The sequence below is a fragment of the Pigmentiphaga sp. MLSB6-MA01 genome, from assembly GCF_058793475.1.
In genome coordinates this window covers 218,016-242,222 of the sequence record NZ_JBXAFV010000006.1, presented here as the reverse complement: position 1 = coordinate 242,222, position 24,207 = coordinate 218,016, and the positions used below count along the sequence as shown (strand labels likewise).

Below are 24,207 nucleotides of genomic sequence, written 5' to 3'. Positions count from 1 at the left end.
AGCCAGCTCCTGGCGCGCAGCGCGGTGCAGTTCGCGTGCCCGCTCGAGCGGCACGTCGGGATACGGGCCGTAGGACAGCGTCTCGCGCTTGCCCAAAAAGCGTAGTCATATCGCCACAGCTTGCCCCCGGTCGGCTGGACCTGCAGGTAGAGCCCCTTACCATCAGCCAACTTGTAGGGCTTGCCATCAGCCGGATGGGGGGTACCATCCGGCCGCTGGCCAGGCTTGGCGTTCTTGCAAACGAGCTCGGTCAGGGGAGTCGCAGCCATTTACGGTATCCGCGCTAGCGAGTTTGAGCGCAGTACCGTCGAATGTACCGCAAAAGAGGTTGGCTATAGGCATCCTTCAGCGGGTATCAATGGGCAAAGAAAAAGCCGCTTTCCCTGGAGAGAAGCGGCTTTTTTGGCAACGGCGATGAACCGTTGCAATGTCCTTGGCGGACAGGGTGGGATTCGAACCCACGATACGTTTTCACATATACACGCGTTCCAGGCGTGCGCCTTCAACCGCTCGGCCACCTGTCCTTACCACCCAGCAGGCTGGGCAGAATAGCCAGCTATAGTACCAGATTGCCGGGCATGCAGCCAAGTCCCGCAACAAGGTCGAGCAAAGATGTCCAGTACGACACATTGCAACGCACAAAACCGTGCGACGCCGACGAACAGGAACCAGGATGGGGAGTGGGTCAAGGCGCCAAACCGAACGTTTTGGCGAGAATGGAGGAGCCCGCTGTGCCTTGCTTTTGTAGCCACGGCGGCCGACGCTCTAGGTCGTCGGCCGCGCGGGCATTTTGCTTTTCTAAAGACTGCAGGGGTTTTGTCTCCTCCACTGCATAACGATATTCTGCGCCCGCAATTGGACTGTGACACTAGGGATTGACCCCTATTATGGTGCGGTGCGCACCACAGCTTTGGATACAAATGCACCAAAGCTGTGCATTCTACGGCAATCAGAGCGCCTTGCCCAACTGCTCCAGGATGGCAGGATTTTCCAGCGTGGAGACATCCTGGGTGACGGTCTCGCCCTGGGCCACCACGCGCAGCAACCGGCGCATGATCTTGCCCGAGCGGGTCTTGGGCAGGTTGTCGCCGAACCGGATCTCCTTGGGCTTGGCGATGGGGCCGATTTCCTTGGCGACCCAGTTGCGCAGTTCCTTGGCGATCGCGGCGGCCTCGGCATCGTCGGGCCGGGAACGCTTCAACACCACGAAAGCGACCACGGCCTCGCCGGTCAGTTCGTCCGGCCGGCCCACCACGGCGGCCTCGGCGACCATGGGATGGGCCACCAGGGCCGACTCCACTTCCATGGTCCCCAGGCGGTGCCCCGAGACGTTCAGGACGTCATCGATACGGCCCATGATCCAGAAGTAGCCATCGGTGTCGCGATTGGCGCCGTCGCCCGCCAGGTAATAGGTGCCGCCCAGTTCCTCGGGGTAGTAGCTCTTCTTGAAGCGCTCGGGGTCGCCCCAGATGGTGCGGATCATCGCCGGCCAAGGACGCTTGACCACCAGGAAGCCGCCCTTGCCGAGTTCGACGTCCGCGCCAGTCTCGTCGACGATGGCGGCGAAGACGCCCGGCAGCGGCAGGGTGCACGAACCCGGCTTCAGGCCGGTGGCGCCCGGCAGCGGCGTGATCATGTGGCCGCCGGTCTCGGTCTGCCACCAGGTATCGACGACGGGGCAGCGCTCGCGCCCGACATTGGTGTAGTACCACATCCAGGCTTCGGGATTGATGGGCTCGCCCACCGAACCGATGACGCGCAGGCTGGACAGGTCATATTGCTTCGGGTGGCTGTCGGGACTGGCCTCGGAGGCCTTGATCAGCGACCGGATGGCGGTGGGCGCCGTATAGAAGATGCTGACGCCGTGCTTCTGGATGATGTCCCAGAAACGGCCGGCGTTCGGATAGGTGGGCACCCCTTCGAACACGATCTGGGTCGCGCCCACGGCCAGCGGGCCATAGGTGATGTAGGTGTGTCCGGTGACCCAGCCCACGTCGGCCGTGCACCAGTACACGTCGGCCGGCTTGAGGTCGAAGGTCCACTTCATGGTCAGCGCGGCCCACAGCAGGTAGCCCGCCGACGAGTGCTGGACGCCTTTGGGCTTGCCGGTGGAGCCCGAGGTGTAGAGCACGAACAGCGGGTGCTCGGCCTCGACCGGGACGGGCTCGCAGCTATCTGGCTGGCCCTTTTCCACATCGTGCATCCACAGGTCGCGCCCTTCGGTCCAGGCCACCTTGCCGCCCGTGCGGCGATAGACCACCACTTTTTTGACCGCGTCGCAGCCGCCCATGGCGAAGGCTTCCTCGATGGCGGGCTTGAGCGGGATGGTCTTGCCGCCGCGCACCTGTTCGTCCGCGGTGATGACCAGCGTCGCCCCCACGTCGACGATGCGCTCTTGCAGGCTCTTGGCCGAGAAGCCGCCGAACACCACGGAATGCGTGATGCCGAGGCGGGCGCACGCCTGCATGGCGACCACCGCCTCGATGGACATGGGCATGTAGATGATGGAACGGTCGCCCTTCTTGTAGCCCAGGGCCTTGATGCCGTTGGCGAAGCGGCATACCCGGGCGTGCAGTTCACGGTAGGTGGCCCGGGTGACGGTGCCGTCGTCGCTTTCGAAGATGATGGCGATCTTGTCGGCGTTGCCGTTGGCCAGGTTGACGTCCAGGCAGTTGTACGAGACGTTCAGCTCGCCGTCGTCGAACCACTTGTAGAAGGGGGCATTGCTCTCGTCCAGCGTCCGCGTGAACGGCTTGCTCCATTGCAGGGTTTCTCGCGCCAGCCTCGCCCAGAACCCTTCGAAGTCGCGCTCCGCCTCGTCGCACAAGGCCCGGTAGGCGGCCATGCCGGGAACATTCGCCTGCTTGACGAACTCGGCGGAGGGCTGGAAAACGCGTGTCTCGGTCAGCACTGAATCAATGGTAGACATCGCTTTGCGTCCTTTGATGGAAGTGTTAGGGGCGGATACCCGTAGGTTACCGAAAGCCGTCGCACCGCACGCGCTGCAGCGCAACAAATGAGGGACTTTCCTCTTGGCTTACAATTCCCGACTAGTCGTCATTCTGCGCGCCGCAGCCTACCTGGAAAACATGTCGTTCCCTCTTACCCCGGCGGGGCTTTCCCGGACGGACCCCCTGCGACCGCCGCCCACGCTCATCGGCACCCTCCCGGCCTTCCTGTTTTCCGCGATGGCGCCGATGCTCGGGCAGGACTGCCACGGACACTGACAGCACGGCCACCCTCTCCTGGCGCGGCGGCATGCCAGCGCCCCACCCTTCTCTTTTCGGAGCGCCCATGACTACCGTCATCAAGGAAGAAGACCTGATCCAGTCGATCGCCGACGCGATCCAGTTCATCAGCTATTACCACCCCGTCGATTACATCCGCCACCTGGCCCGCGCCTACGAACGCGAGCAGAACCCGGCGGCGAAAGACGCAATCGCCCAGATCCTGACCAACTCGCGCATGTGCGCCGAGGGCAAGCGCCCCATCTGCCAGGACACGGGCATCGTCAACGTGTTCATGAAGATCGGCATGGACGTGCGCTTCGACACCCGGCGCACCCTGCAGGAGCTGTGCGACGAAGGCGTGCGCCGCGGCTACCTGAACCCGGACAACAAGCTGCGCGCCTCGGTGCTGGCCGATCCGCAGTTCGAGCGCAAGAACACCCGCGACAACACCCCCTGTGTGCTGAGCGTGGAACTGGTCCCCGGCGACACCGTGGACGTCCAGGTCGCGGCCAAGGGCGGCGGCTCCGAGAACAAGACCAAGTTCGCCATGCTCAACCCCAGCGATTCGCTGGTGGACTGGGTGCTCAAGACCGTGCCCCTGATGGGCGCCGGCTGGTGCCCGCCGGGCATGCTGGGCATCGGCATCGGCGGCACGGCCGAGAAGGCCATGCTGATGGCCAAGCAGTCGTTGATGGAAGACATCGACATGTACGAACTGCTCGAGCGCGGCCCCGGCAACAAGCTGGAAGAACTGCGCATCGAGCTGTACGAGAAGGTCAACGCGCTGGGCATCGGCGCCCAGGGCCTGGGCGGCCTGACGACCGTGCTGGACGTCAAGATCAGCATGTTCCCGACCCACGCCGCCTCCAAGCCCGTGGCCATGATCCCCAACTGCGCCGCCACCCGCCACGCGCACTTCGTGCTGGACGGCTCGGGCGCGGCCATCCTGACCCCGCCGTCGCTGGACGAGTGGCCCGACGTGCACTGGGCGCCGGACTACAACAAGTCCACGCGGGTCAACCTGGACACGCTGACCAAGGAAGAAGTCGCCGCGTGGCAGCCGGGCCAGACCCTGCTGCTGTCGGGCAAGATGCTGACCGGCCGCGACGCCGCGCACAAGCGCATCCAGGACATGCTGGCGCGCGGCGAAAAGCTGCCGGTGGACTTCACCAACCGCGTCATCTACTACGTCGGCCCGGTCGATCCGGTCCGCGACGAGGTCGTCGGCCCGGCCGGCCCCACCACCGCCACGCGCATGGACAAGTTCACGGACATGATGCTGGAACAGACCGGCCTGATCTCGATGATCGGCAAGGCCGAGCGCGGCCCCGTCGCCATCGAGTCCATCCGCAAGCACAAATCGGCCTACCTGATGGCGGTCGGCGGCTCGGCCTACCTGGTGTCGAAGGCGATCCGCGGCGCCAAGGTCGTGGGCTTCGAGGACCTGGGCATGGAAGCCATCTATGAGTTCGACGTGCAGGACATGCCCGTGACCGTGGCCGTGGACGCCAACGGCACGTCGGTGCACGAGACCGGACCGAAGACCTGGAAGGTCAAGATCGCAGAGATGGTTTGACCCCCCTGCGCGCTGACGCGCGCAGGGGAAGCCCACCCCCTACGCCCTTCGGGCGCCCCCTCAAGGGGGCGATGCGGGTGGACCGGCAAAGCCGGATCCACCGCATCCTGGGTCTGGTACGGTTATCTTGGGTTGTGGCGGCGGTGCTTCGTTGGCTGGGTTCCGGCCAACGAACTGGTGCTCGGTCTGCTCAACGACCTGAAGGCGTAAGGCCTTCGGCCTCCAGCCCCCGCTTGACGCCACGCGCCATGTCGACGTGCCGCAGCACCGCCAACCCGATCACGAAGAACAATCCGGTAGACAGGATGCCCAGCCGGTGGTTGCCATGGGTGGCCCAGGTCACGAGCCCGTAGGTCAGCGGGCCGATGATGGACGCGAGCCGGGTGGCGAAGGTCCACAACGCGAAGAACTCGGCCAGGCGGGAGGCCGGCGCCAGGGCGCCGGTCATCGCCCGCCCCGCGCTCTGGCTCGATCCCATGCACAGCCCCGCGATGGTGGCCGCCACCCAGAAACCGCCCTGGCTGGTGGCGAAGAAGGCCGTCAGCACCATCGCGATCCAGCCCGCCAGCGTGGCGGCCAGGGCGCGCTGGTGGCCGATGCGGTCCTCGACGAAACCGAAGGCGAAGGCCCCCGCGGCCGCCGCGATGTTGACCAGGAACACCAGCGTCATGATCTGCGTCTGGCCGAACTTCATGACCTGTTCGGCATAGACGGCCGCCAGCGTGATGACGACGGCGATGCCGGCCTGGTAGAAAACGCCGCAGACCAGCAGCCGGCGGAAATCGGGAAAGGCCCGCGAGTCGCGCCACGAAGCCGCGAGCTGGCGCATGACCGGCATGAAGCCGGGCCGCCCGCCAGCCGCGCGGGCGGGCTGGGCACGCTCGCGCAGGAACAGGAAGACGGGTATGGCGGCCAGGGCAAAGACCGCGGCGGTGACCAGCATGGTCCAAGGCACGAAGTCGGTGGCGGGCCGGCCTGCTGCCTGCGCCGCGATCACGACCGCCAGCGACAGTCCCAGGGTCAACATGCCCCCCACGTAGCCGAAGCTCCATCCCCAGCCGGAGACGCGGCCCAGGTACTGGGGCCGGGCGAGTTCGGGCAGGAAGGCGGCGATGACCGATTCGCCGACGCTGTAGCAGACGTTGGAGAGGATGATCGCGGGCACCGCGATCCAGAAGCCGCCAGGTCCGGCAAGCGCCAGCGCCGCCGTGGCCGCCACGCAGCCCACGGTGCTGGCCGCCAGCAGCCGCTTCTTGGCGGCCTGGGCATCGGCCCAGGCGCCCAGGCCCGGCATGGCCAGCATCACGATCAGGTAGGACAGCGACAGGGTCCCCGTCCACGCCAGCGTGGCCCAGTGGGCGTTGCCCGCCACCACGCCGACGAAATAGGCATTGAAGACGGCCGTCAGGACGACCGTCGTGTAGCCGGAGTTGGCGAAATCATAGAGCGCCCAGGCGAAGACTTCCCGCCGGCGTACGCCCGGATTCAGGGCGCCGCGCATGGCTTGCCCGGACACGGCGCCCCCCCCCGGCTGGCGCGCTTAGACGCCGAGCGCCGCGATGCCCGCGCGGGCGATCTGCGCGTCTTCGTTGGATTTCACGCCGGATACCCCGACCGCGGCGATGGTCTCGCCTTCGACCACGACCGGCACGCCGCCTTCCAGCATGCCATGGATGGTGGGCACGGACAGGAACGAGGTGCGCCCGTTGTTGATGACTTCCTCGTAGACCTTGGATTCACGGCGCCCCAGTGCGGCGGTATGGGCCTTGGCGGGAGCGATGTGGGCCGAGATGGCGGGAGCGCCGTCCAGCCGCAGCAGGCCCAGCAGGTGGCCGCCGTCGTCGACCACGGCGATGGAAACGGCCCATTTGTTGGCGAGCGCCTCGGCTTCGGCGGCGGCCAGGATCTTCTTGACGTCGTCGGCGGTCAGGACGTGCTTGGTCTTCATGGAGCGGAATCCTCGTTTGGGGAAAAACGGGGATTGTAGGGCGTCCCCATGCTGGATTTATAGCTTTGCGCGCACAAGTGCATTGACCTGGGCGCCGTCAAAGAGGTATCTTAGCGCCACTTTGTATCATCTTGTGCCCAGCATCCCCTATACGAATGAAAAAGGCCCGCTTTCACCTCCGCCTCCCTGCATCCCGGCCGCCATTCCCGGCCGGGGGAGCGAAGGTCCGGAAAGCGGGTGGGAAGCTGGCCCTGCTGGTGGGATCCGCGGTGCTGGCCGGCTGCGCCACGCAATCGCCCCCCTCCTCCCAGAACGGTGCCTCGGCCGCTGTTGACACGCCCGCCAAGCGCGTGGCGCGCTACAGCCTGCCCAGCCATCCCGTTCCGTCCTGGAAAAACAGCATTTCTCCCATGCCGTCCCGCACCGAGCCGCTGGATCCCGAAAGGATCCTGTCGGGCCAATGGCAGGACGACAAGGCCGACGCCGGCTTGGGCGGCCAGGCGGAGTTGGCGGCCTATGCCTTGAACTACCTGGGTGTGCGCTACCGCCTGGGCGGCTCGTCGCCCGAGGCGGGCTTCGACTGCAGCGGGCTGGTGACCTACGTCAGCCGCGAAGTCCTGGGCCTGCAACTGCCGCGCCGGGCCGAGGAAATCAGCCGGGTAGGCGACCCCATCGACATCGGCGACCTGCAACCCGGGGACCTGGTGTTCTACAACACCTTGCGCCGGAAATTCTCGCACGTGGGCATCTACCTGGGCGATGGCCGCTTCGTGCACTCCCCCTCGTCGGGCGGGGTCGTGCGCGTCGAAAGCATGGACATGGCGTACTGGAAAAAGCGCTTCAACGGCGCCCGCCGCCTGGCTTCCTCGGAATCAGCTTCACGCTGACCTCTTCGCGCGCGGCTCGCGCGCACGGCTCGCCCGCTTCGGCGCCGCACAGTCCACAGCTCTGAAGCGCCTGCTGCATCGCGCACACCGACCGCCGGCACGCCACCACCTGCACGCCCGAACGCTGGGCGGCCTGGCGGAATGCCTTCATCACGTTGTGGCCCAGGAAATCCGTCAGCAGGATCAGCAGCTCCGTGCCGGACGGCAGTTGCAGCGTTTTCTTCTGGTGTGCCGGATCCCGCCCGCTGATGTGGTGGGTGATGGCGATGTTGTGCCCCTTGAGCAGGTCCGGGATGTTGCCTAGCCGATCTGCCCCGACCACGACTGCGCTGACTGCCATGATGATCTCCGTGATGTCGATTGCTTATGACAAATGATAATCATTCTCGTTATAGAGTCAACAGGAATGATATGAATTATCATTTGATTAAACTGATCGACATCGCCCCGAAGATAGGAAAAGTTTGTCAGCCCTGGTCCGATGGCTTGATCGCATGCTGGACGACCTCCCGCGTCAGGCTGGGCGCCAGCAACTCGACGAAGGTATAGACATAGTCCCGCAGGAAGGTGCCGGACTTCACGCCGATACGGCTGGTATGCATGCCGAACAGGCGGCCGACGGGCAGCCCCACCAGTCCGGTATCGCGCCTGGGGTCGTAGGCGACCCCGGCGATGATGCCTATCCCCAGCCCCAGTTCCACGTAGGTCTTGATGACATCGGCGTCGATGGCCTCGAGCACGAAATCCGGATGGACGTCTTGCGAACTGAAGGCCTGGTCGATCGCGCTGCGGCCGGCAAAGGCCCGGTCGTAGGTGATGATGGGATATTGCGCGAGCTGCTCCAGCGTCAGCTTCTTTGCCTGCGATGACGTCAACTGGGCCAGGGGATGGTCGGGCGTGACCACCACTACATGCTCCCAGGTATAGCAGGGCAGCGTCACCATGCCCGGCGTCAGGGCCAGCGCCTCGGTCGCGACCGCCAGGTCGGCCTGCTCGTTCAGCACCATGTCGGCCAATTGTCCCGGGCTGCCCTGTATCAGCGACAGGTGGACCTTGGGAAACAGCTTGCGGAAGGTGGGAATGACCTGCGGCAAGGCGTAGCGGGCCTGCGTGTGCGTGCAGGCGATCGTCAGGCCGCCCTCGTCGCGACGGGCATATTCGTCGCTGACCTTCTTGAGGTTGTCGACCTCGCGCATGATGCGGTCGACGATCTGCGAGACGGCCAGGCCGGGCTTGGTGAGGCCCTTGATGCGCTTGCCGTGGCGTTCGAAGATCTTCACGCCGAGCTCGTCCTCGAGCTCGATGATGGCCTTGGACACCCCCGGCTGGGACGTGTAGAGCATCCTCGCGGCTTCGGTCAGGTTGAAGTCGCGGCGGACGGTTTCCCGGACGAATTTGAATTGCTGCAGGTTCATGGTGCGATTCGCTATGGATCTGCCATCCAACCCCGACGTCAGGATCGTGGCAACCCATAGATCATAATGTAATATACGACGAGCTATTTATTATATTTAGTAATTAGCATAGTCGGATTTCGCAGCATGGCGGCCACATGGCCACCAGCGGGACTCCTGGCCTCAGGCCCCTTTCGGGGCCTTCACCCTGAGGCGGAAATACATCAGGACCGCGGTCAGCGCGGCGACGGCGCCATGCAGGCCGACCAGCGCGACGAAGAAATCCACCCTGCCGTTGTTCACCCATGCCTTGGCCAGGTTGACCATGTTCAGGTAGAACAAGGCCACCAGCATCGCGATCACGATATCGCCCGAGCGGCCCAGCCGCGGGTTCACCGCGCCCAGTGGAATGGCCAGCAATGCCAGGTTGATGGCCAGCAGCGGCATGCTGACGCGCCAGAGCAGTTCGCCGGAAGCGCCCTGCCCGCCGTCGCGCAGCAACTGCATGGTCGAGCGCGCCTTGGTCGACAAGTCGTCCGCGGAAGGCGGCCCCTTGCTCTCCATCCGCACGCCGTACTTCTCGAAACTCATCAGCCGGAACTGCGGCGTGCCGGGCACGAACTCATAGCGATGGCCGGACTCCAGGACCATGAAGCGGTCGCCGTTGGGCTGGTCTTCCAGCAATCCCCCGCCCGAGACCAGCACATTGAGCCGGCCGTTCTCTATCCACCGCGCGAACACATTGTTGACCCGGTCCACCGTGTCGTTGGCGGATTCCACGTAGAACACGCGGTCGATCCCGCTGGACTCCAGGAACTGCCCCGGCGTGACCTTGGAGACGTCGGAACGCTGCTCGTAGCGCTGGCGATATTCGGCGATCTGCTTCTGGGCCCATGGCGAGGCGCCCAGGGTCAGCGTGGCGATCAGCAGCGCCGAGGGGACGGCAAAACGGAGGATGGGCCTGAACCAGTCGGCCAGGCTCAGGCCGCTGGAGAACCAGACCACCATCTCGGACTCGCGGTAATTGCGGGTGACCGTGGTCAGCACGGCGATGAACACCGAAACCGCGATGATGGTGGGCAGGGCATTGATGGACGAGAACGCGGCGATGCCCGTGACCACGTCGGCGCCGATGCGCCCGGCCGCCGCCTCGCCCAGCAGGCGCACCAGCAGCACGCTGATCCAGACGACCACGAGCGTGGAGAATACGACGCTGGCATGGCTGGTCAGTTCGTCTTTGACGGAGCGCTGGAACAGGGACACGGTACTGGCCTGTGCGAGGGGCCCGCATCTGCGGGATAATTGGCAATCTCGCGACTACATACAGGACGAATCGCGCATGGACTTTAGCACACAGACCTCCGCCCCCGAGAAAACCAAGACCGCCGCATTGGTGGTCGGCGTGCATGCCGACGGCGTGCTGACGCAGGCGGCCGATGCCATCGATCGCGCGGCCCAGGGCGCGGTGCGCGCCGCCGTCAAGACCGACTTCAAGGGCAAGACGGGCGAAACGCTGGTGCTGCGGTCCCTGCCTGGCGTGGCGGCCCAGCGGGTCGTGCTGGCCGGACTGGGTCCGCAGGAAGCCTTCTCGCCCAAGACGCTGGCCGCCGCCCATCGCGCCGCGCTCGCCGCCGTCGCGGCGCTGGGCGTGACCGAGACCGTATCGGCGCTGGCCGCCGTGCCCCTGCAGACGGCGGATGTCCGCACCCGCGCGCGGCTGGCCGCGATCGCGGCGGGCGACGTCACCTATCGTTTCGACGCCACCTTCGGCAAGCGCGATGCCGTCACCCGTCCCAAGCTGGCGCGCCTCGCGCTCGCGGTCGAACGGTCCGACGCCAAGGAAGCCGAAGCCGGCCTGCGCGAAGGCAGCGCCATCGCCAACGGCATGTCGCTCGCCCGCGACCTGGGCAACCTGCCCGGCAACATCTGCACCCCCAGCTACCTGGGCGAGACCGCCAAGAAACTGGGCAAGTCGCACAAGCTCAAGATCGAGGTGCTGGACCGCAAGCAGATCGAGGCGCTCAAGATGGGCTCCTTCCTGTCGGTGGCTCGCGGATCCGACGAACCGCCCAAGTTCATCGTGCTGCGCTACGAAGGCGCCAGGCCCAGGCCCGCGGCGCGCGGCAAGGCCGCCGGCAAGGGTCCGGTCGTGCTGGTCGGCAAGGGCATCACGTTCGACGCGGGCGGCATCTCGCTCAAGCCGGCCGCCGGCATGGACGAAATGAAATATGACATGTGCGGCGCCGCCAGCGTGTTCGGCACGCTGCGCACCGTGGCCGAGCTGGGCCTGCCGCTGGACGTGATCGGCGTCGTGCCCGCGTGCGAGAACCTGCCCAGCGGGCGCGCCAACAAGCCGGGCGACGTGGTCACCACCATGTCCGGCCAGACGGTCGAGATCCTGAACACCGACGCCGAGGGCCGGCTGATCCTGTGCGACGCCCTGACCTACGTCGAACGCTTCAAGCCGTCCACCGTCATCGACATCGCCACGCTCACCGGCGCGTGCGTCACGGCGCTGGGCCACGTCAACACGGGCCTGTTCACCTCCGACGACGCCCTGGCCGACACGCTCACCAGCCTGTCGCGCCAGGCCCTGGACCCGGTGTGGCGCCTGCCGCTGGACGACGACTACCAGGAACAGCTCAAGTCCAACTTCGCCGACATGGCCAACATCGGCGGCCCCCCGGCCGGCGCCGTCACCGCCGCCTGCTTCCTGTCGCGCTACGCCAAGGGCTATCGCTGGGCGCACCTGGACATCGCCGGCACGGCCTGGCGCAGCGGCAAGGACAAGGGCGCGACCGGTCGCCCCGTGCCGCTGCTGACCCAGTACCTGCTGTCCCTGGTCTGACGCCGTCCCGCCCATGACCGACATCGACTTCGCCTTCAGCGCCCCCGACCGGCTGCGCACCGCCTGCCAGATCGCCACCCGCCGCCACCAGGCGGGCCACCGGCTGGTGGTGTACTGCCGCGACGCGGGGCGCCTGAACGCCTTCGACCAAATGCTCTGGGCGCTCGACGACATCTCCTTCATCCCCCACGTCCGCGTCAACGACCCCCTGGCGGCCGATACCCCCATCGTGTTGACCGCCTCGGACGCGCCCACGCCCCACCATGACTGGCTGTTGAACCTGGACGACACCTGGCCGCCCATCTACACCCGCTTCCAGCGCGTCATCGAGATCGTCACCAACGATCCCGCCGACCGCGAAGCGGCGCGGGCGCGCTGGCGCTTCTACCAGGAATGCGGCCACAATATCGTGCGGCACGACGTGTCGCGCCACGAGATGCCCTGAGCCGATATGCAAGCCCCCTTCCCTCCGCGCGACGACGCGGGCATCCCTCTCCTGACCGAAGTCCTGGACCTGCCGCCACCGGCCCGGAGGGCCGAGACGGCGCCGCCCGCCCCGCCCTGGGCCGCCCCGGCCGCCCCGGCGGTCCCCGTCGCCCCCAGGCCTGCCGAGGAAGCCGACATCGAGGCGCTGCGCACCGCCATCCTGCAAGACCTGCTCGACCGGGTGGAACCGCTCCTGAAGACACGCATGCGCGCCTCGCTGGAGGTAGCGGCCGCCCGGGCGCTGGAAGACATCGCCTACAACCTGCGCGAGGAACTCGGCCGGCTGGTGGACGAGGCCGTCCAGAAAGAGCTGATACGGCGCGCAGCCATCGAGAGCAAGCCCCTTCCCCCGCGCTGAAGAGGCGCCGGACGCCCGGCGCCGGCCTCTGCAGAATCCACTAAAATCACAGGTTTGGCGTTCGCGGCGCATGGCCGCGCGCCCGACCGACGTATTTCCGGAACACCGATGACCTCAGCCTCTCCCCAACCCCAGACCGAGACCGACGAACTGCCCAAGAGCTTCGAGCCGGCCGCCATCGAGGCGCGCTGGTATCCGCTGTGGGAACAACGGGGGGACTTCAACGCCGGGGTACACGTCCAGGGTCCGGACAACGGCCAGGCCTTCACCATCCAGCTTCCGCCGCCCAATGTGACGGGAACGCTGCACATGGGCCACGCCTTCAACCAGACCATCATGGATGGCCTGACGCGCTACCACCGCATGCGCGGATTCGACACGCTCTGGGTCCCCGGCACCGACCATGCCGGCATCGCCACCCAGATCGTGGTCGAGCGCCAGCTCGACGCGCAAAAGGTCAGCCGCCACGACCTGGGCCGCGACAAATTCGTCGAAAAGGTCTGGGAATGGAAGCAGCACTCGGGCGGCACCATCACCGGCCAGATGCGCCGGCTGGGCACCTCGCCCGACTGGACGCGCGAATACTTCACCATGAACGAGGACATGTCGCGCGGCGTGGCCGAGGTCTTCACGCGGCTGTACGAGCAGGGCCTGATCTACCGGGGCAAGCGGCTGGTCAACTGGGATCCCAGGCTGCTGACCGCCGTCAGCGACCTGGAAGTGGTCAGCGAGGAAGAAGACGGCCACCTGTGGCACATCCGCTACCCGGTGGACGGCGGCGATGCCGCCATCGTCGTGGCCACGACCCGTCCCGAAACCATGCTGGGCGACGTCGCCGTCATGGTGCATCCGGAGGATGAACGCTACCAGGCCCTGATCGGCAAGCAGGTCCGCCTGCCGCTGACCGGCCGCCTGATTCCCGTCATCGCCGACGACTACGTCGACCGCGAATTCGGTACCGGCGCGGTCAAGGTCACGCCCGCGCACGATTTCAACGACTACGCGGTGGGCCAGCGCCACGGCCTGCCGATGATTTCCGTCCTGACGCTGGACGGCCGCATCAACGACGAAGCGCCCGAGGTCTACCGCGGGCTGGACCGTTTCGAGGCCCGTACCCGCATCGTGGCCGACCTCGACGCGCAGGGCCTGCTGGCCGAGGTCAAGAAGCACAAGCTGATGGTGCCGCGCGGCGACCGCACCAACGCCATCATCGAGCCCATGCTGACCGACCAGTGGTTCGTCGCCATGAGCAAGCCGGCCCCCGAGGGCACCCACCACCCCGGCAAGTCGATCACCCAGGTGGCGCTGGACGTGGTGGCCGACGGCCGCGTCAAGTTCTACCCCGAGAACTGGACCACCACCTACAACCAGTGGCTCAACAACATCCAGGACTGGTGCATCTCGCGCCAACTGTGGTGGGGCCACCAGATTCCCGCCTGGTACGCCGACGACGGCCGCATCTTCGTGGCCCGCAACGATCAGGAAGCGCGCGAGAAGGCCGCGGCCGCCGGCTACACCGGCCCGCTCACCCGCGACCCGGACGTGCTGGACACCTGGTTCTCGTCGGCGCTGGTGCCGTTCACCACGCTGGGCTGGCCCGAACAGACGCCCGACCTGGCGCGCTACCTGCCCTCGTCCGTGCTGGTCACCGGCTTCGACATCATCTTCTTCTGGGTCGCCCGGATGGTCATGATGACCACCCACTTCACCGGCCAGGTCCCGTTCAGGCACGTCTACATGCATGGCCTGATCCGCGACGCCGAAGGCCAGAAGATGAGCAAGTCCAAGGGCAACACCCTGGACCCGGTCGACCTGATCGACGGCATCGGCCTGGACGGCCTCCTGGCCAAGCGCACCACCGGCCTGATGAACCCCAAGCAGGCCGAGAGCATCGCCAAGAAGACCCGCAAGGAATTCCCCGAGGGCATTCCGGCCTTCGGCGCCGACGCGCTGCGCTTCACCATGGCCGCCTACGCCACGCTGGGCCGCAACATCAACTTCGACCTGAAGCGCTGCGAGGGCTATCGCAACTTCTGCAACAAGCTGTGGAACGCCACCCGCTTCGTGCTGATGAACGTCGAAGGCAAAGACTGCGGCGTGGAAGCCGGCGCCGCCGTGGAACTGTCGGTGTTCGACAAGTGGATCATCAGCCAGCTGCAGCGCACCGAGGCCGAGGTCGCCAAGGGCTTCGACGACTACCGCTTCGACAACATATCCACCGCGCTGTATCGCTTCGTCTGGGACGAATACTGCGACTGGTACCTGGAACTGGCCAAGGTCCAGCTCCAGAACGGCAGCGAGGCCGAACAGCGCGGCACCCGCCAGACCCTGATCCGCGTGCTGGAAACCGTGCTGCGGCTGGCGCACCCCATCATCCCGTTCATCACCGAGGAACTCTGGCAGAAAGTTTCGGTGGCGGCCGGCAAGCGCGGCGCCGACGAATCCACCAGCGTGGGCGTGCAACCCTACCCCGCCGCCCAGGCCGAGAAGATCGACGAAGCGGCCGAAGCCGCGATGGCCGAGCTCAAGGCCCAGGTCGACGCCGTGCGCGCGCTGCGCGGCGAAATGAACGTGCCGCCCTCGCAGAAGGCGCCGCTCAACGCCACCGGCAACCGCGCCGCGCTGGAACGCAATGCGCCCTACCTGGCAGCCCTGGCCCGGCTGACCGAGGTCAAGGTGGTCGACCAGTTGCCCGACGTCGTCGGCGCCCCCGTGCAGGTGGTGGGCGACGCCCACCTGATGCTGCACATCGAGGTCGACGTGGCCGCCGAGAAAGTCCGCCTGGACAAGGAAATCGCCCGCCTGGAAGGCGAAATCGCCAAGGCCCATGGCAAGCTGGGCAACGCCAGCTTCGTCGACCGCGCCCCGGCCACCGTGGTGGAGCAGGAACGCGCCCGGCTGGCGCAGTTCAGCGACACGCTGGAGAAGGTGCGGGAACAGCGGGTGAAGCTGGGATAGGCCACGGCGCTCACATACATTGATCTGCAAGCACGGCCCCTTCGGGGGCCGTTCTTTTGCCTCCGGTCCCCGCCCGCGCCGGGGCCGGACTATGACAAAACGGCCACGCTGATGATTGAAAGATTCCAGCATGCTTGACAAACTGTCTCCGCAAAGAGACACTTGGCATGTTGATAATCAAGAGGACGAGCCAGTTCGCAGAATGGCTGCACTGGCTGAAAAGCCCAAGTGACCGTGGCGCCATCCTGATGCGGCTCGTGCGCGTCCAGCACGGGCTCTTCGGCGACGTGCGCTCCATCAGCGGAGGTATCCACGAACTCCGCCTGCATATCGGCCCAGGCTATCGGCTCTACATCGCGCGGGAAGGAGCCGAAGTCTATGTCCTGCTCTGTGCGGGCACCAAAAGCACGCAGAAACACGATATCGAACTCGCCAGAGCCATCTGGCGGGACTTGAAGCGGGAGCGACACGCATGACAGCGCCGGCTAGAACGACTATCGCCGAATTTGATCCGGCTGAATTCCTGCGAGACGAAGCAAGCATCGCCTGCTTTCTCGCGGAAGCGGCCGGCGACCCAAACCCCGACGTCTTTCTTGCCGCGCTGGCAGCCGTGGCGCGTGCGCGCGGCATGAGCGACATTGCGCGCAAGACGGGATTGGGCAGACAAAGCCTGTATAAGGCGCTAGCCCCTGGAGCTAATCCACATTACCTCACCCTGCGCAAGGTCATGGACTCGCTGGGCGTCACTTTCACTATCGCAGCCAAGACCTTGTGATACGTCCGGCCCAGGCTTAGCGAGCCGTCGTATTCCTGGCCACACGGACCGGCTTGACCACCGCTCCGAAGCGATCATGGATAAAGGCCGCCACCTTCTCTCCCCATAGCCGGTGCCCGGCCGTGGTCGGATGCATGGAGTCCGCGAACAAATAATGCTGGTCGGCATCCGGCTCCACCAGCGTGGCGGGGGTGCACAGCAGCGCGTCCACCTCGCCCTGCGACGTGTCGTAGCTGGTACAGGCGGGTTTGTCGGTCACGGTCAGGCCCACCGCGGCGGGGTCGTCGACGGCATCGTCGATCAGGCTGGCCAGGTCGAACACCTGCACGCCGGTCCTCGCCAGCCCCGCGGCCACGAGTTCGTTGTAGCCCTCGGACACGTCGGTGGCGAGGTCTTCCAGTTCGGTGTTGCGGATGAAGGGCAGCATGCCCAGGTCCGGAAGGTTGACGTAGACGATGCGCTTGGCCCCGGCCGCGGCCAGCCGCTTGAGCTGCGCCACCATGGCGGCCGCCTTGGCCCGGACCAGCGCCTCCATCCGGTCGTCGGCGTCGGAAGCGGGCTCGGGCTCGGTTTCCCCCAGGGCCTGGAAGGCATCGAGGAAATCGTTGCCGCCGCCCTGCACCAGCACCAGTTCCGTGCCGTCGAAACCGTTGTGCGCGGCCAGGTAGCGGTCGATCTGGGACTTGATGGAAACGGCGGTTTCGCCCTGGAGCCCGCCATCGGCGGGAACGCCGTCCGGAGCCGTCTCGGCGTCGGCCTCGATATGGGCGCCCCCCTGGGCATAGCCATTGCCACCCAGGTCGACGATGCGGCCGCCCTGCCCGCGCGGGCCGAAATCGACCTGCTGGTTGGGCCTGACCGGCAGTCCCAGCGCGTCGGCCACCACTTCCACCCAGACTTCCCCGGGCTTGGTCGTGAAGCGCTGGCCCGTCGCGCTGCGCGCGGCGGGATCGGGATGAGAGGCCCCCGGATTATAGGTGCCGACGTCGCTCAGGCTGTCGCCGAAGGACACGATGGCGCTGATCGGCCCGGTCACGACCGGGCGCGCGGCGCGGTCGCGGAAGGCCATTGCCGCCATGCCGCCCACGACGAGCAGCGCCAGGACCAGGAGCCAACGCATTGACGGTAGCCGCATGGGGATCACCTTGGGGGAGAACGATTGCGCCAGCATATGCCGGCTGCGGTATGACACGCCGCCCGGGGGCAGGTTCAGTGCCACCGGGCGAGGGAAAATCCTGAGCGGTTCGTCAGCGGCGCTTCATGTAGTGAACGAACACTTCGCCGTCGTCGGTCTGCCCCAGCAGCTCGTTGCCAGTCTGCTTGGAAAAGGCCTGGAAATCGCGCACCGACCCCTTGTCGGTCGCCACGACCTTCAGCACCTGTCCGCTCTCGAGCGTCGCCAGCGCCTTTTTCGCGCGCAGGATGGGCAAGGGACATTTGAGTCCCTTGGCATCCACCTCCAGGTCGAACGCCACCGGTTCGGTATTCATTGCGCCTTCTCCCGCCACGCCGCTCACAGGCGGCCTTCGACCCAGCCCCGCACGCTGGCGAGCGCCTGCGGCAGGCCGGAGGGATCGGTGCCGCCGGCCATCGCCATGTCCGGCCGGCCGCCGCCCTTGCCGCCCACCTGCTGGGCCACGAAATTGACCAGCTCGCCCGCCTTGACCTTGCCGGACACATCGGCCGTGGCGCCGGCCACCAGGCTGACCTTGCCGCCGTCGACGGCGGCCAGCACGATGGCGGCGGATTTCAGCTTGTTCTTGAGTTGGTCCACGGTCTCGCGCAGGGACTTGGGATCGACGCCGTCCAGCTTGGCGGCCAGCACCTTCACACCCTTGATCTCGACCGCCGAGGCCGCCAGGTCATTGCCGGCGCTGCTGGCCAGCCGGCTCTTGAGCTGGCCGATTTCCTTTTCCAGGCTCTTCAGCTGGTCCTGCACCTGGCCGATGCGCGCCGGCAGGTCGCCCGGCTGCACCTTGAGCGCGCCCGCGGCCGAAGCGAGCGTGGCGTTCAGGTTCTGCAGGTAGGACAGGCTGTTGTCGCCGGTGATGGCCTCGACCCGGCGCACGCCGGCGGCCACGCCGCCCTCGCCCACGATCTTGAACAGGCCGATGTCGCCGGTGCGGCCCACGTGCGTGCCTCCGCACAATTCCCGCGAGAAACCGATGTCCAGCACCCGCACCTCGTCGCCGTATTTTTCGCCGAACAGCGCCATGGCGCCGCCCTTGACGGCATCGTCATAGGCCATCAACTGCGCCTGCACCGGCGTATTGGCCAGCACCTCGCGGTTGACGATGGCTTCCACCTGCGCGATCTGGTCGGCATTCATGGGCGCGTCGTGCGCGAAGTCGAAGCGGGTCTTGTCCGGGTCGACCAGCGAGCCCTTCTGCTGCACGTGCTCGCCCAGCACCTGGCGCAATGCCTTGTGCATCAGGTGGGTGGCCGAGTGGTTGCGCATCGTGCGCGCCCGGCGGACTTCGTCCACCCGGGCATCGACCGTATCGCCCACCGCCAGCGCACCGGACACCAGCTTGCCATGGTGGCCGAACACGTCGGCCTGGATCTTCAGGGTGTCTTCCACATCGAAACGCACCGCGCCCTGCACCAGCACGCCGGCATCGCCCACCTGCCCGCCCGACTCGGCGTAGAACGGCGTGCGGTCCAGCACCACCACCGCTGCCTGGCCGGCCTCGATGCGCGGCACCGACGCGCCGTCCACGTACAGGGCCGTGACCTTGCCTTGCGCGGCCAGGTGCGTATAACCCTCGAATACGGTCTTGGCGCCGTCGTACGACAGGCCGGCGGCCATCTTGAACTTGCCGGCGGCGCGGGCCTGCTCGCGCTGGCGGGTCATGGCGGCCTCGAAGCCGTCCATGTCCACGTCCAGGTTGCGCTCGCGGCAGATGTCGGCCGTCAGGTCCACGGGGAAGCCGTAGGTATCGTACAGGTTGAACAGCGTCTCGCCGTCCAGCGCGGCGCCCGGCTTCAGGGCAGCCAGCGCGCCGTCCAGGATCTTCATGCCGTGCTCCAGCGTTTCGCCGAAACGCTCTTCCTCCTGGCGCAGCACCTGCTCCACCCGCGCCTCGGCCCTGGCCAACTCGGGATAGGCCTCGCCCATCTCGGCCACCAGGTCCTTGACGATGCGGTGGAAGAACGGCTTGGTCTGGCCCAGCTTGTAGCCGTGGCGCAGCGCGCGGCGGATGATACGGCGCAGCACGTAGCCGCGGCCTTCGTTGCCGGGAATGACGCCGTCCACGATCAGGAACGAGCAGGCGCGGATGTGGTCGGCGATCACCTTCAGCGAATTGTTCGCCAGGTCGGTACAGCCGGTCTCGCGCGCCGCGGCCTTGATCAGGCTCTGGAACAGGTCGATCTCATAGTTCGAGTGCACGTGCTGCAGCACGGCCGCGATGCGCTCCAGGCCCATGCCCGTGTCCACGCAGGGCTTGGGCAGCGGGTTCAGCGTGCCCGCCGCATCGCGGTCGAACTGCATGAACACCAGGTTCCAGATCTCGATGTAACGATCGCCGTCTTCCTCAGGCGATCCCGGCGGGCCGCCCCAGATTTCCGGGCCATGGTCGTAGAAGATCTCCGAGCACGGGCCGCAGGGGCCGGTGTCCGCCATCTGCCAGAAGTTGTCGGAGGCGTAGCGCGCGCCCTTGTTGTCGCCGATACGGACGATGCGTTCGACCGGCACGCCGATCTCGTTCTGCCAGATGCCGTAGGCTTCATCGTCTTCCTGGTAGACGGTGACCCACAGCTTTTCCTTGGGCAGCTTGTAGACCGCGGTCAGCAGTTCCCAGGCGTAATGGATGGCGTCGCGCTTGAAATAGTCGCCGAAGCTGAAATTGCCCAGCATCTCGAAAAACGTGTGGTGCCGGGCCGTATAGCCCACGTTTTCCAGGTCATTGTGCTTGCCGCCTGCGCGCACGCTGCGCTGCGAAGACGTTGCGCGCTTGTACGGACGCACTTCGTTGCCCAGGAAGACGTCCTTGAACTGGACCATGCCCGAATTGGTGAAGAGCAGGGTCGGGTCGTTGGCAGGCACCAACGACGAGGACGGCACCACGGTGTGGCCCTTGGACTCGAAGAACTGAAGGAATTTCTGACGGATCTCGGCGGATTTCATCGCTGCACGCAGGTAGGGGGATGAATCGCCAACTACACCCGTTTGCATCCCCGGATAGATATCGAATCGCTAATTATAGAGGGACTGTCGAGGGACCGCTCCGCCGGCCGGATCGGGGAAATGGGGCCGGACGCGCGGCTCGCTCAAGGCTGTGGCGGCAACGCGGGCGCGGGCTTCATCCGCTTTCGCTGCGATAACTGGCCATGCTCCTCCTCGTACAGCAGTTTTGCCGCGATCGCCAACGCCCTGGCCTGCTCCGCCTCGTATTTTTCCACGGAGAAAGCCCGGACGACGCGCTCGTTCTTGGTCACCCTCTTGAAAAGATAGCGGCCCGGCTTGTCCCCGCCCAGGGCTTCGAAATATACGCCTGGCGGCAGCGCGTCCTCCTTCGCCAGTTGCCGGGCCGCGTCCTGGATGTCCTCGGGAAGTTCAGCCAGGAATCCGGTATGCCTTGAGCGGCCGCGCGGCCTGCCGACCCTGGAAGTACCGCTCTCGCCGGCCTCCTGGCGTCCCAGCGCGCTCGCGAAGCGTTGCCTCGCCAACGCCTCGCGGCGCGGAACCAGCCCAGTCGTGTTGACCGTCCCGTCCCTGGCAAATTGCAGTGCCGCGGTATGCGCCGCGCCCTTTGACTCATAGACATGATCGGGAAGATTGGTGGCGATATAGCCTGCCCCGCTTGAGATTACCGCTATTGCCATCGTTTTCTCCAAGGACGACCGCTATCCACGCCTGCGCATGAGTGACAGCCCCGGCGCGACGGGTTCCTCGGCCCGCGGCATGGGAGCCTCAGCCCGGCATCTCGTGATAGCAGGATGACTGGAAACCGCCGTTCTGGAAAAAATAGCCCGAGTATCCGTTGCTCACCGGCTGCAAATGCCGATTCTGATTCGAAAAGGCCCCGTGTCCGGCGCTATAGCTTTCCCAGGTGTACTGGGCCCAGGCCCACACGGCGCCGTAGTACCCGGGGCTGCAATAGGCGCCCGAAACCCTGATCCCATAGTGGGTTATGTCCAACACCAGCGTAGCGCCGAGAAATCCCTCGCCGACCTCGCATCGGGTGGTCCAGGGTGTCAACACGCACAACCTGTACCAGTTGTCCTGCCGCACGTTGTGAACCTGGACTTCCGCACCTGGACTGCCTACCACCACACGGATCATGGATGGCAGTTCGTTCGATCCGCTCCGGCCTTCCCACACCTCGCGGAAGTAGAGTTCCGCACCCGCCATGCGATCAAGCAGCTCTTGGATGGTCGCAGGCGCGCGTGGCTCCGAGGGGGCATCAGGCGGGGGCGCGACCGGACGATCCGGCATCACCCGCGCCGCCACCCCCGTTATGTGCGTGGAGTCCACCCAGGGCGTCCGCGTCTGCGGCGGCGCCGGTTGCGCGCCGGCATTCAGCCCGACCAGGACGCATCCTGCCCCCAGGAACACGATTCGCTTCATTCCGCCTCCTTCAGTATTTGCAATAGACCTGGGCGATGGCCTTGGCCGGACCACCAAGCACCGCCCCGTCGTAGTCCAGCAATTGCACCAACCACCCCGCCCCGGCATCCACGGCTTTGCGGGTGAACGACGCGGCCGTGGACGACTCGATCTGCGGCAACAGATAGATCAGTGGCGTGCCGGCGGCGGTGCCTAGCCGTCCGCAGACAGGTTTCTGCACCGTTTCGCCAGAAGCGACGATCTGGCTGCCGGTCATGACGTAGCTGGACAGCAGATCGTCGGCGCGCATCCAGACCCCCAGGCGGCAAACCAGGCCGGTACCCGAGCCGGAATCGGTGGCGAAGGCGCCGTTGGGCGTGCAGGCGGTACCTGCCGCAGCCATGGCGGCGAGCTCGCGCCACGTGCCGCCGGCGCATACCAGGAGTCCGCCCGCGGAAGTACGGGCGAACTCCGCGTTGGCGCCGGCCTCGGTCGACACCCGGGACATGCAGGAGGTATTGGCCGTGGCCACTTCCCGGAGGCCCAGCCGGTCGGCGGACACACCGGCATGCCCGACGAGGTCGCGGCCGGCCACGGAAAGCGCAAGACCCGCTCCCGTCGCGACGATCATCTGGCCCGCGGTCACGCGCAGTGTGGGCTGCGCGTCGGCGGCATCGAAGATCGATCCCCTATCCGTGGATAGCCCGGCGGCGGCCCGGATGCGCTGGCTGGCGACGATGCCCGACGCGGGGTCGATCCGGACGACGCTGCCATCGTCCGCGCGGAACAGGCCCGTCTTGGTCTGCAGCACGCCGGCGCACTGGACGGACAGCACGCCGGTGTTGGCCGCCGTCAGGCAATCGCCGGCCGCCCCGCGCAACGCCAGGGAGCCGTGCAGCCGTACCGCGCCTCGCACGTCCAGCTCGCCTTGCAGGTCAGGGTTGCGGCTGTCCCGCATGCGCACGAACTGCTGGAACAAGGTGGTATCCAGGCTCGCCTGGGCGCTCACGACTCCCGCCGCCGCGCCCAGCGGATTGGGAACGGCGTAGGTCGCGCCACGCAGCACGGCCGGTTGGTCTGGATACGCCGCGGCACCGTATCCCCCGCTGGCCATGACGACCTGCGCCAGGATACCGGGATCCGGTTCGGCCCTCCCCTGCGCGCGCAGCGGCGTGGCGGTATGAATCAAGGCATCCATCCTGCATGCGGTCCCCGGACAGTCGCCGCTGCGCTCGATGCGGATGGCGACCCTCTGGTTGAACGGCGTGCGGTCCGGAAATCCACGCTGCAGCATGCCGGCCACCCGCAGTTCGTCCAGCGTGGGCGCGAGCGCATGCGCCACGCCGGCGACGGCCGCGCCACCGGCCAACGTGTCGTAGTGCCTGACCAGATAACCGTCCATGGCGCCCTTGATGGCGAGCAGGTACGTGCCCGTGGCCTGGGCAGCCGCGTCGTCCACCTCCCGGATCAGGCGACCGCCCGCCAGCACGGCGAGCACCATGGCGATGCTGGCGGCGATGGCCAGTTCGATCAGGGTCCATCCCCATTGGCGCGCCGCGAAGGCGGCCGGCAAGCGTGCGGCCTGAGCATGCGACATGGGATGCCCTAGCGCGCGGTGAACGAAAAGGAATTCGTATCGCCGCTGGTGCAGGCGGCATCGGCGCCCGTGGCGTTGTAGGCCCCCGCGGTGCCACCGGTGCCCGGCTGCTTGACCGTGACGCCATTGATGACGATGCGCTCGGACACGCGTTGCATGACCGCGGCCAGCGCGGGGCATGCCGCTTCGTTGACCTTGTCCAGCGTCAGTCCGAAAGCGTCGCCGGACGTGGTGATCGTGTCGGCGGCGAGCACGACACGACCGTCGGTCGCCCCCAGGCCGTGCCGGACCGTGGCCGAGGAACCGGCTCCGGCAACGGTGATGACGCTGCTGCTGCGCAAGGCGTGGGCGAGCTGGACGATGCCTATGCCCGTATAGGGTGTATTGCCCAGCCCCTGGCCGGAGACTTTGGTCCGCGCGATGAAACGATGCAGCTCCTGCCCCACCGCCGGCACCTTGTTCTCGATGATGTAGCCATTGATCGCGGGAATGCCGATGATGGCCGCGATCAGGACGATGGCGGCGACGATGGCGACCTCGACCAGGGTGAAACCCTGCTGGCGGCCAGGACGGGCGTGAAAAAAACGGAACATGCGTGA

At 66.4% G+C, this 24,207-nt stretch carries 21 protein-coding genes, 1 tRNA gene and 1 pseudogene; 8 read left to right on the top strand and 15 right to left on the bottom strand.

Annotated elements, in window-relative coordinates; translation table 11 throughout:
- Positions 1-24 precede the first annotated feature (24 nt).
- The 3 genes and pseudogenes from AC1Q6E_RS12720 to acs form a co-directional block, all read right to left on the bottom strand.
- A pseudogene (locus tag AC1Q6E_RS12720) lies at positions 25-269 on the bottom strand (Arm DNA-binding domain-containing protein); the annotation flags it as partial.
- 165 nt (positions 270-434) lie between these two features.
- Positions 435-524, bottom strand: a tRNA-Ser gene (locus AC1Q6E_RS12715).
- A gap of 425 nt (positions 525-949) precedes the next feature.
- The gene (acs, locus tag AC1Q6E_RS12710; RefSeq protein ID WP_152798623.1) at positions 950-2,929 is read right to left on the bottom strand and encodes an acetate--CoA ligase; all 1,980 of its coding nucleotides are present in this window, start codon (positions 2,927-2,929) and stop codon (positions 950-952) included.
- A 365-nt stretch (positions 2,930-3,294) separates the two neighbouring features.
- On the opposite strand from acs, the gene AC1Q6E_RS12705 reads away from it, so the two are divergent.
- The gene (locus AC1Q6E_RS12705; protein ID WP_152798621.1) at positions 3,295-4,806 is read left to right on the top strand and encodes a fumarate hydratase; all 1,512 of its coding nucleotides are present in this window, start codon (positions 3,295-3,297) and stop codon (positions 4,804-4,806) included.
- Positions 4,807-4,996: 190 nt separating this feature from the next.
- On the opposite strand, the gene AC1Q6E_RS12700 is transcribed toward AC1Q6E_RS12705, so the two are convergent.
- Complete coding sequence (locus AC1Q6E_RS12700) at positions 4,997-6,307, bottom strand: MFS transporter (protein ID WP_296560337.1); 1,311 nt, start codon at positions 6,305-6,307, stop codon at positions 4,997-4,999.
- Between the two features lie 39 nt (positions 6,308-6,346).
- A complete protein-coding gene (locus AC1Q6E_RS12695) occupies positions 6,347-6,754 on the bottom strand; it encodes a GlcG/HbpS family heme-binding protein (protein ID WP_152798619.1) in 408 nt (135 codons plus the stop codon).
- A gap of 257 nt (positions 6,755-7,011) precedes the next feature.
- On the opposite strand from AC1Q6E_RS12695, the gene AC1Q6E_RS12690 reads away from it, so the two are divergent.
- Entirely contained in the window at positions 7,012-7,641 is a 630-nt protein-coding gene (locus AC1Q6E_RS12690) for a C40 family peptidase (RefSeq protein ID WP_492572859.1), read from the top strand.
- Here the strand turns inward: AC1Q6E_RS12690 and AC1Q6E_RS12685 are convergent.
- From AC1Q6E_RS12685 to lptF, 3 genes are all read right to left on the bottom strand, one after another.
- A complete protein-coding gene (locus tag AC1Q6E_RS12685) occupies positions 7,595-7,981 on the bottom strand; it encodes a DUF2325 domain-containing protein (RefSeq protein ID WP_152798617.1) in 387 nt (128 codons plus the stop codon). The two genes, AC1Q6E_RS12690 and AC1Q6E_RS12685, sit on opposite strands and share 47 nt — an antisense overlap.
- Before the next feature lie 127 nt (positions 7,982-8,108).
- Positions 8,109-9,056 (bottom strand): CysB family HTH-type transcriptional regulator, encoded by a 948-nt coding sequence (locus AC1Q6E_RS12680; protein WP_152798615.1) that lies wholly within the window; start codon positions 9,054-9,056, stop codon positions 8,109-8,111.
- 162 nt (positions 9,057-9,218) lie between these two features.
- Complete coding sequence (lptF, locus tag AC1Q6E_RS12675) at positions 9,219-10,298, bottom strand: LPS export ABC transporter permease LptF (protein ID WP_296560331.1); 1,080 nt, start codon at positions 10,296-10,298, stop codon at positions 9,219-9,221.
- Between the two features lie 76 nt (positions 10,299-10,374).
- Here lptF and AC1Q6E_RS12670 point away from each other — a divergent pair, with 76 nt between their 5' ends.
- From AC1Q6E_RS12670 to AC1Q6E_RS12645, 6 genes are all read left to right on the top strand, one after another.
- The gene (locus AC1Q6E_RS12670) at positions 10,375-11,883 is read left to right on the top strand and encodes a leucyl aminopeptidase (protein WP_492572858.1); all 1,509 of its coding nucleotides are present in this window, start codon (positions 10,375-10,377) and stop codon (positions 11,881-11,883) included.
- Between the two features lie 13 nt (positions 11,884-11,896).
- Entirely contained in the window at positions 11,897-12,328 is a 432-nt protein-coding gene (locus AC1Q6E_RS12665; protein ID WP_152798611.1) for a DNA polymerase III subunit chi, read from the top strand.
- A gap of 6 nt (positions 12,329-12,334) precedes the next feature.
- Positions 12,335-12,727, top strand: a complete 393-nt coding sequence (locus tag AC1Q6E_RS12660) for a hypothetical protein (RefSeq protein ID WP_492572857.1) — start codon at positions 12,335-12,337, stop codon at positions 12,725-12,727.
- Positions 12,728-12,835: 108 nt separating this feature from the next.
- Positions 12,836-15,685, top strand: coding sequence for a valine--tRNA ligase (locus tag AC1Q6E_RS12655; protein ID WP_492572856.1), 2,850 nt, complete (start codon positions 12,836-12,838; stop codon positions 15,683-15,685).
- 167 nt (positions 15,686-15,852) lie between these two features.
- Positions 15,853-16,161, top strand: a complete 309-nt coding sequence (locus tag AC1Q6E_RS12650) for a type II toxin-antitoxin system RelE/ParE family toxin (protein WP_296560327.1) — start codon at positions 15,853-15,855, stop codon at positions 16,159-16,161.
- Complete coding sequence (locus tag AC1Q6E_RS12645) at positions 16,158-16,460, top strand: addiction module antidote protein (protein WP_152796341.1); 303 nt, start codon at positions 16,158-16,160, stop codon at positions 16,458-16,460. The genes AC1Q6E_RS12650 and AC1Q6E_RS12645 overlap by 4 nt, the downstream gene beginning before the upstream one ends.
- A gap of 16 nt (positions 16,461-16,476) precedes the next feature.
- On the opposite strand, the gene AC1Q6E_RS12640 is transcribed toward AC1Q6E_RS12645, so the two are convergent.
- The 7 genes from AC1Q6E_RS12640 to AC1Q6E_RS12610 all read right to left on the bottom strand — a co-directional run bounded on the left by AC1Q6E_RS12640 (position 16,477) and on the right by AC1Q6E_RS12610 (position 24,201).
- Positions 16,477-17,595 carry an SGNH/GDSL hydrolase family protein gene (locus AC1Q6E_RS12640; RefSeq protein WP_492572855.1) on the bottom strand — a complete coding sequence of 373 codons (1,119 nt, stop codon included), beginning with the start codon at positions 17,593-17,595 and terminating at the stop codon, positions 16,477-16,479.
- Between the two features lie 112 nt (positions 17,596-17,707).
- Positions 17,708-17,935 (bottom strand): sulfurtransferase TusA family protein, encoded by a 228-nt coding sequence (locus AC1Q6E_RS12635; protein WP_296560334.1) that lies wholly within the window; start codon positions 17,933-17,935, stop codon positions 17,708-17,710.
- Positions 17,936-17,973: 38 nt separating this feature from the next.
- Positions 17,974-20,589, bottom strand: coding sequence for an alanine--tRNA ligase (gene alaS, locus AC1Q6E_RS12630; protein ID WP_492572854.1), 2,616 nt, complete (start codon positions 20,587-20,589; stop codon positions 17,974-17,976).
- Between the two features lie 143 nt (positions 20,590-20,732).
- The gene (locus AC1Q6E_RS12625; RefSeq protein ID WP_492572853.1) at positions 20,733-21,287 is read right to left on the bottom strand and encodes a hypothetical protein; all 555 of its coding nucleotides are present in this window, start codon (positions 21,285-21,287) and stop codon (positions 20,733-20,735) included.
- 88 nt (positions 21,288-21,375) lie between these two features.
- A complete protein-coding gene (locus AC1Q6E_RS12620) occupies positions 21,376-22,032 on the bottom strand; it encodes a hypothetical protein (protein WP_492572852.1) in 657 nt (218 codons plus the stop codon).
- Positions 22,033-22,042: 10 nt separating this feature from the next.
- On the bottom strand, positions 22,043-23,608 hold the full coding sequence (locus AC1Q6E_RS12615; protein ID WP_492572851.1) for a hypothetical protein: 1,566 nt from the start codon (positions 23,606-23,608) through the stop codon (positions 22,043-22,045).
- 8 nt (positions 23,609-23,616) lie between these two features.
- Positions 23,617-24,201 carry a prepilin-type N-terminal cleavage/methylation domain-containing protein gene (locus tag AC1Q6E_RS12610; protein WP_152796354.1) on the bottom strand — a complete coding sequence of 195 codons (585 nt, stop codon included), beginning with the start codon at positions 24,199-24,201 and terminating at the stop codon, positions 23,617-23,619.
- Positions 24,202-24,207: the final 6 nt, after the last annotated feature.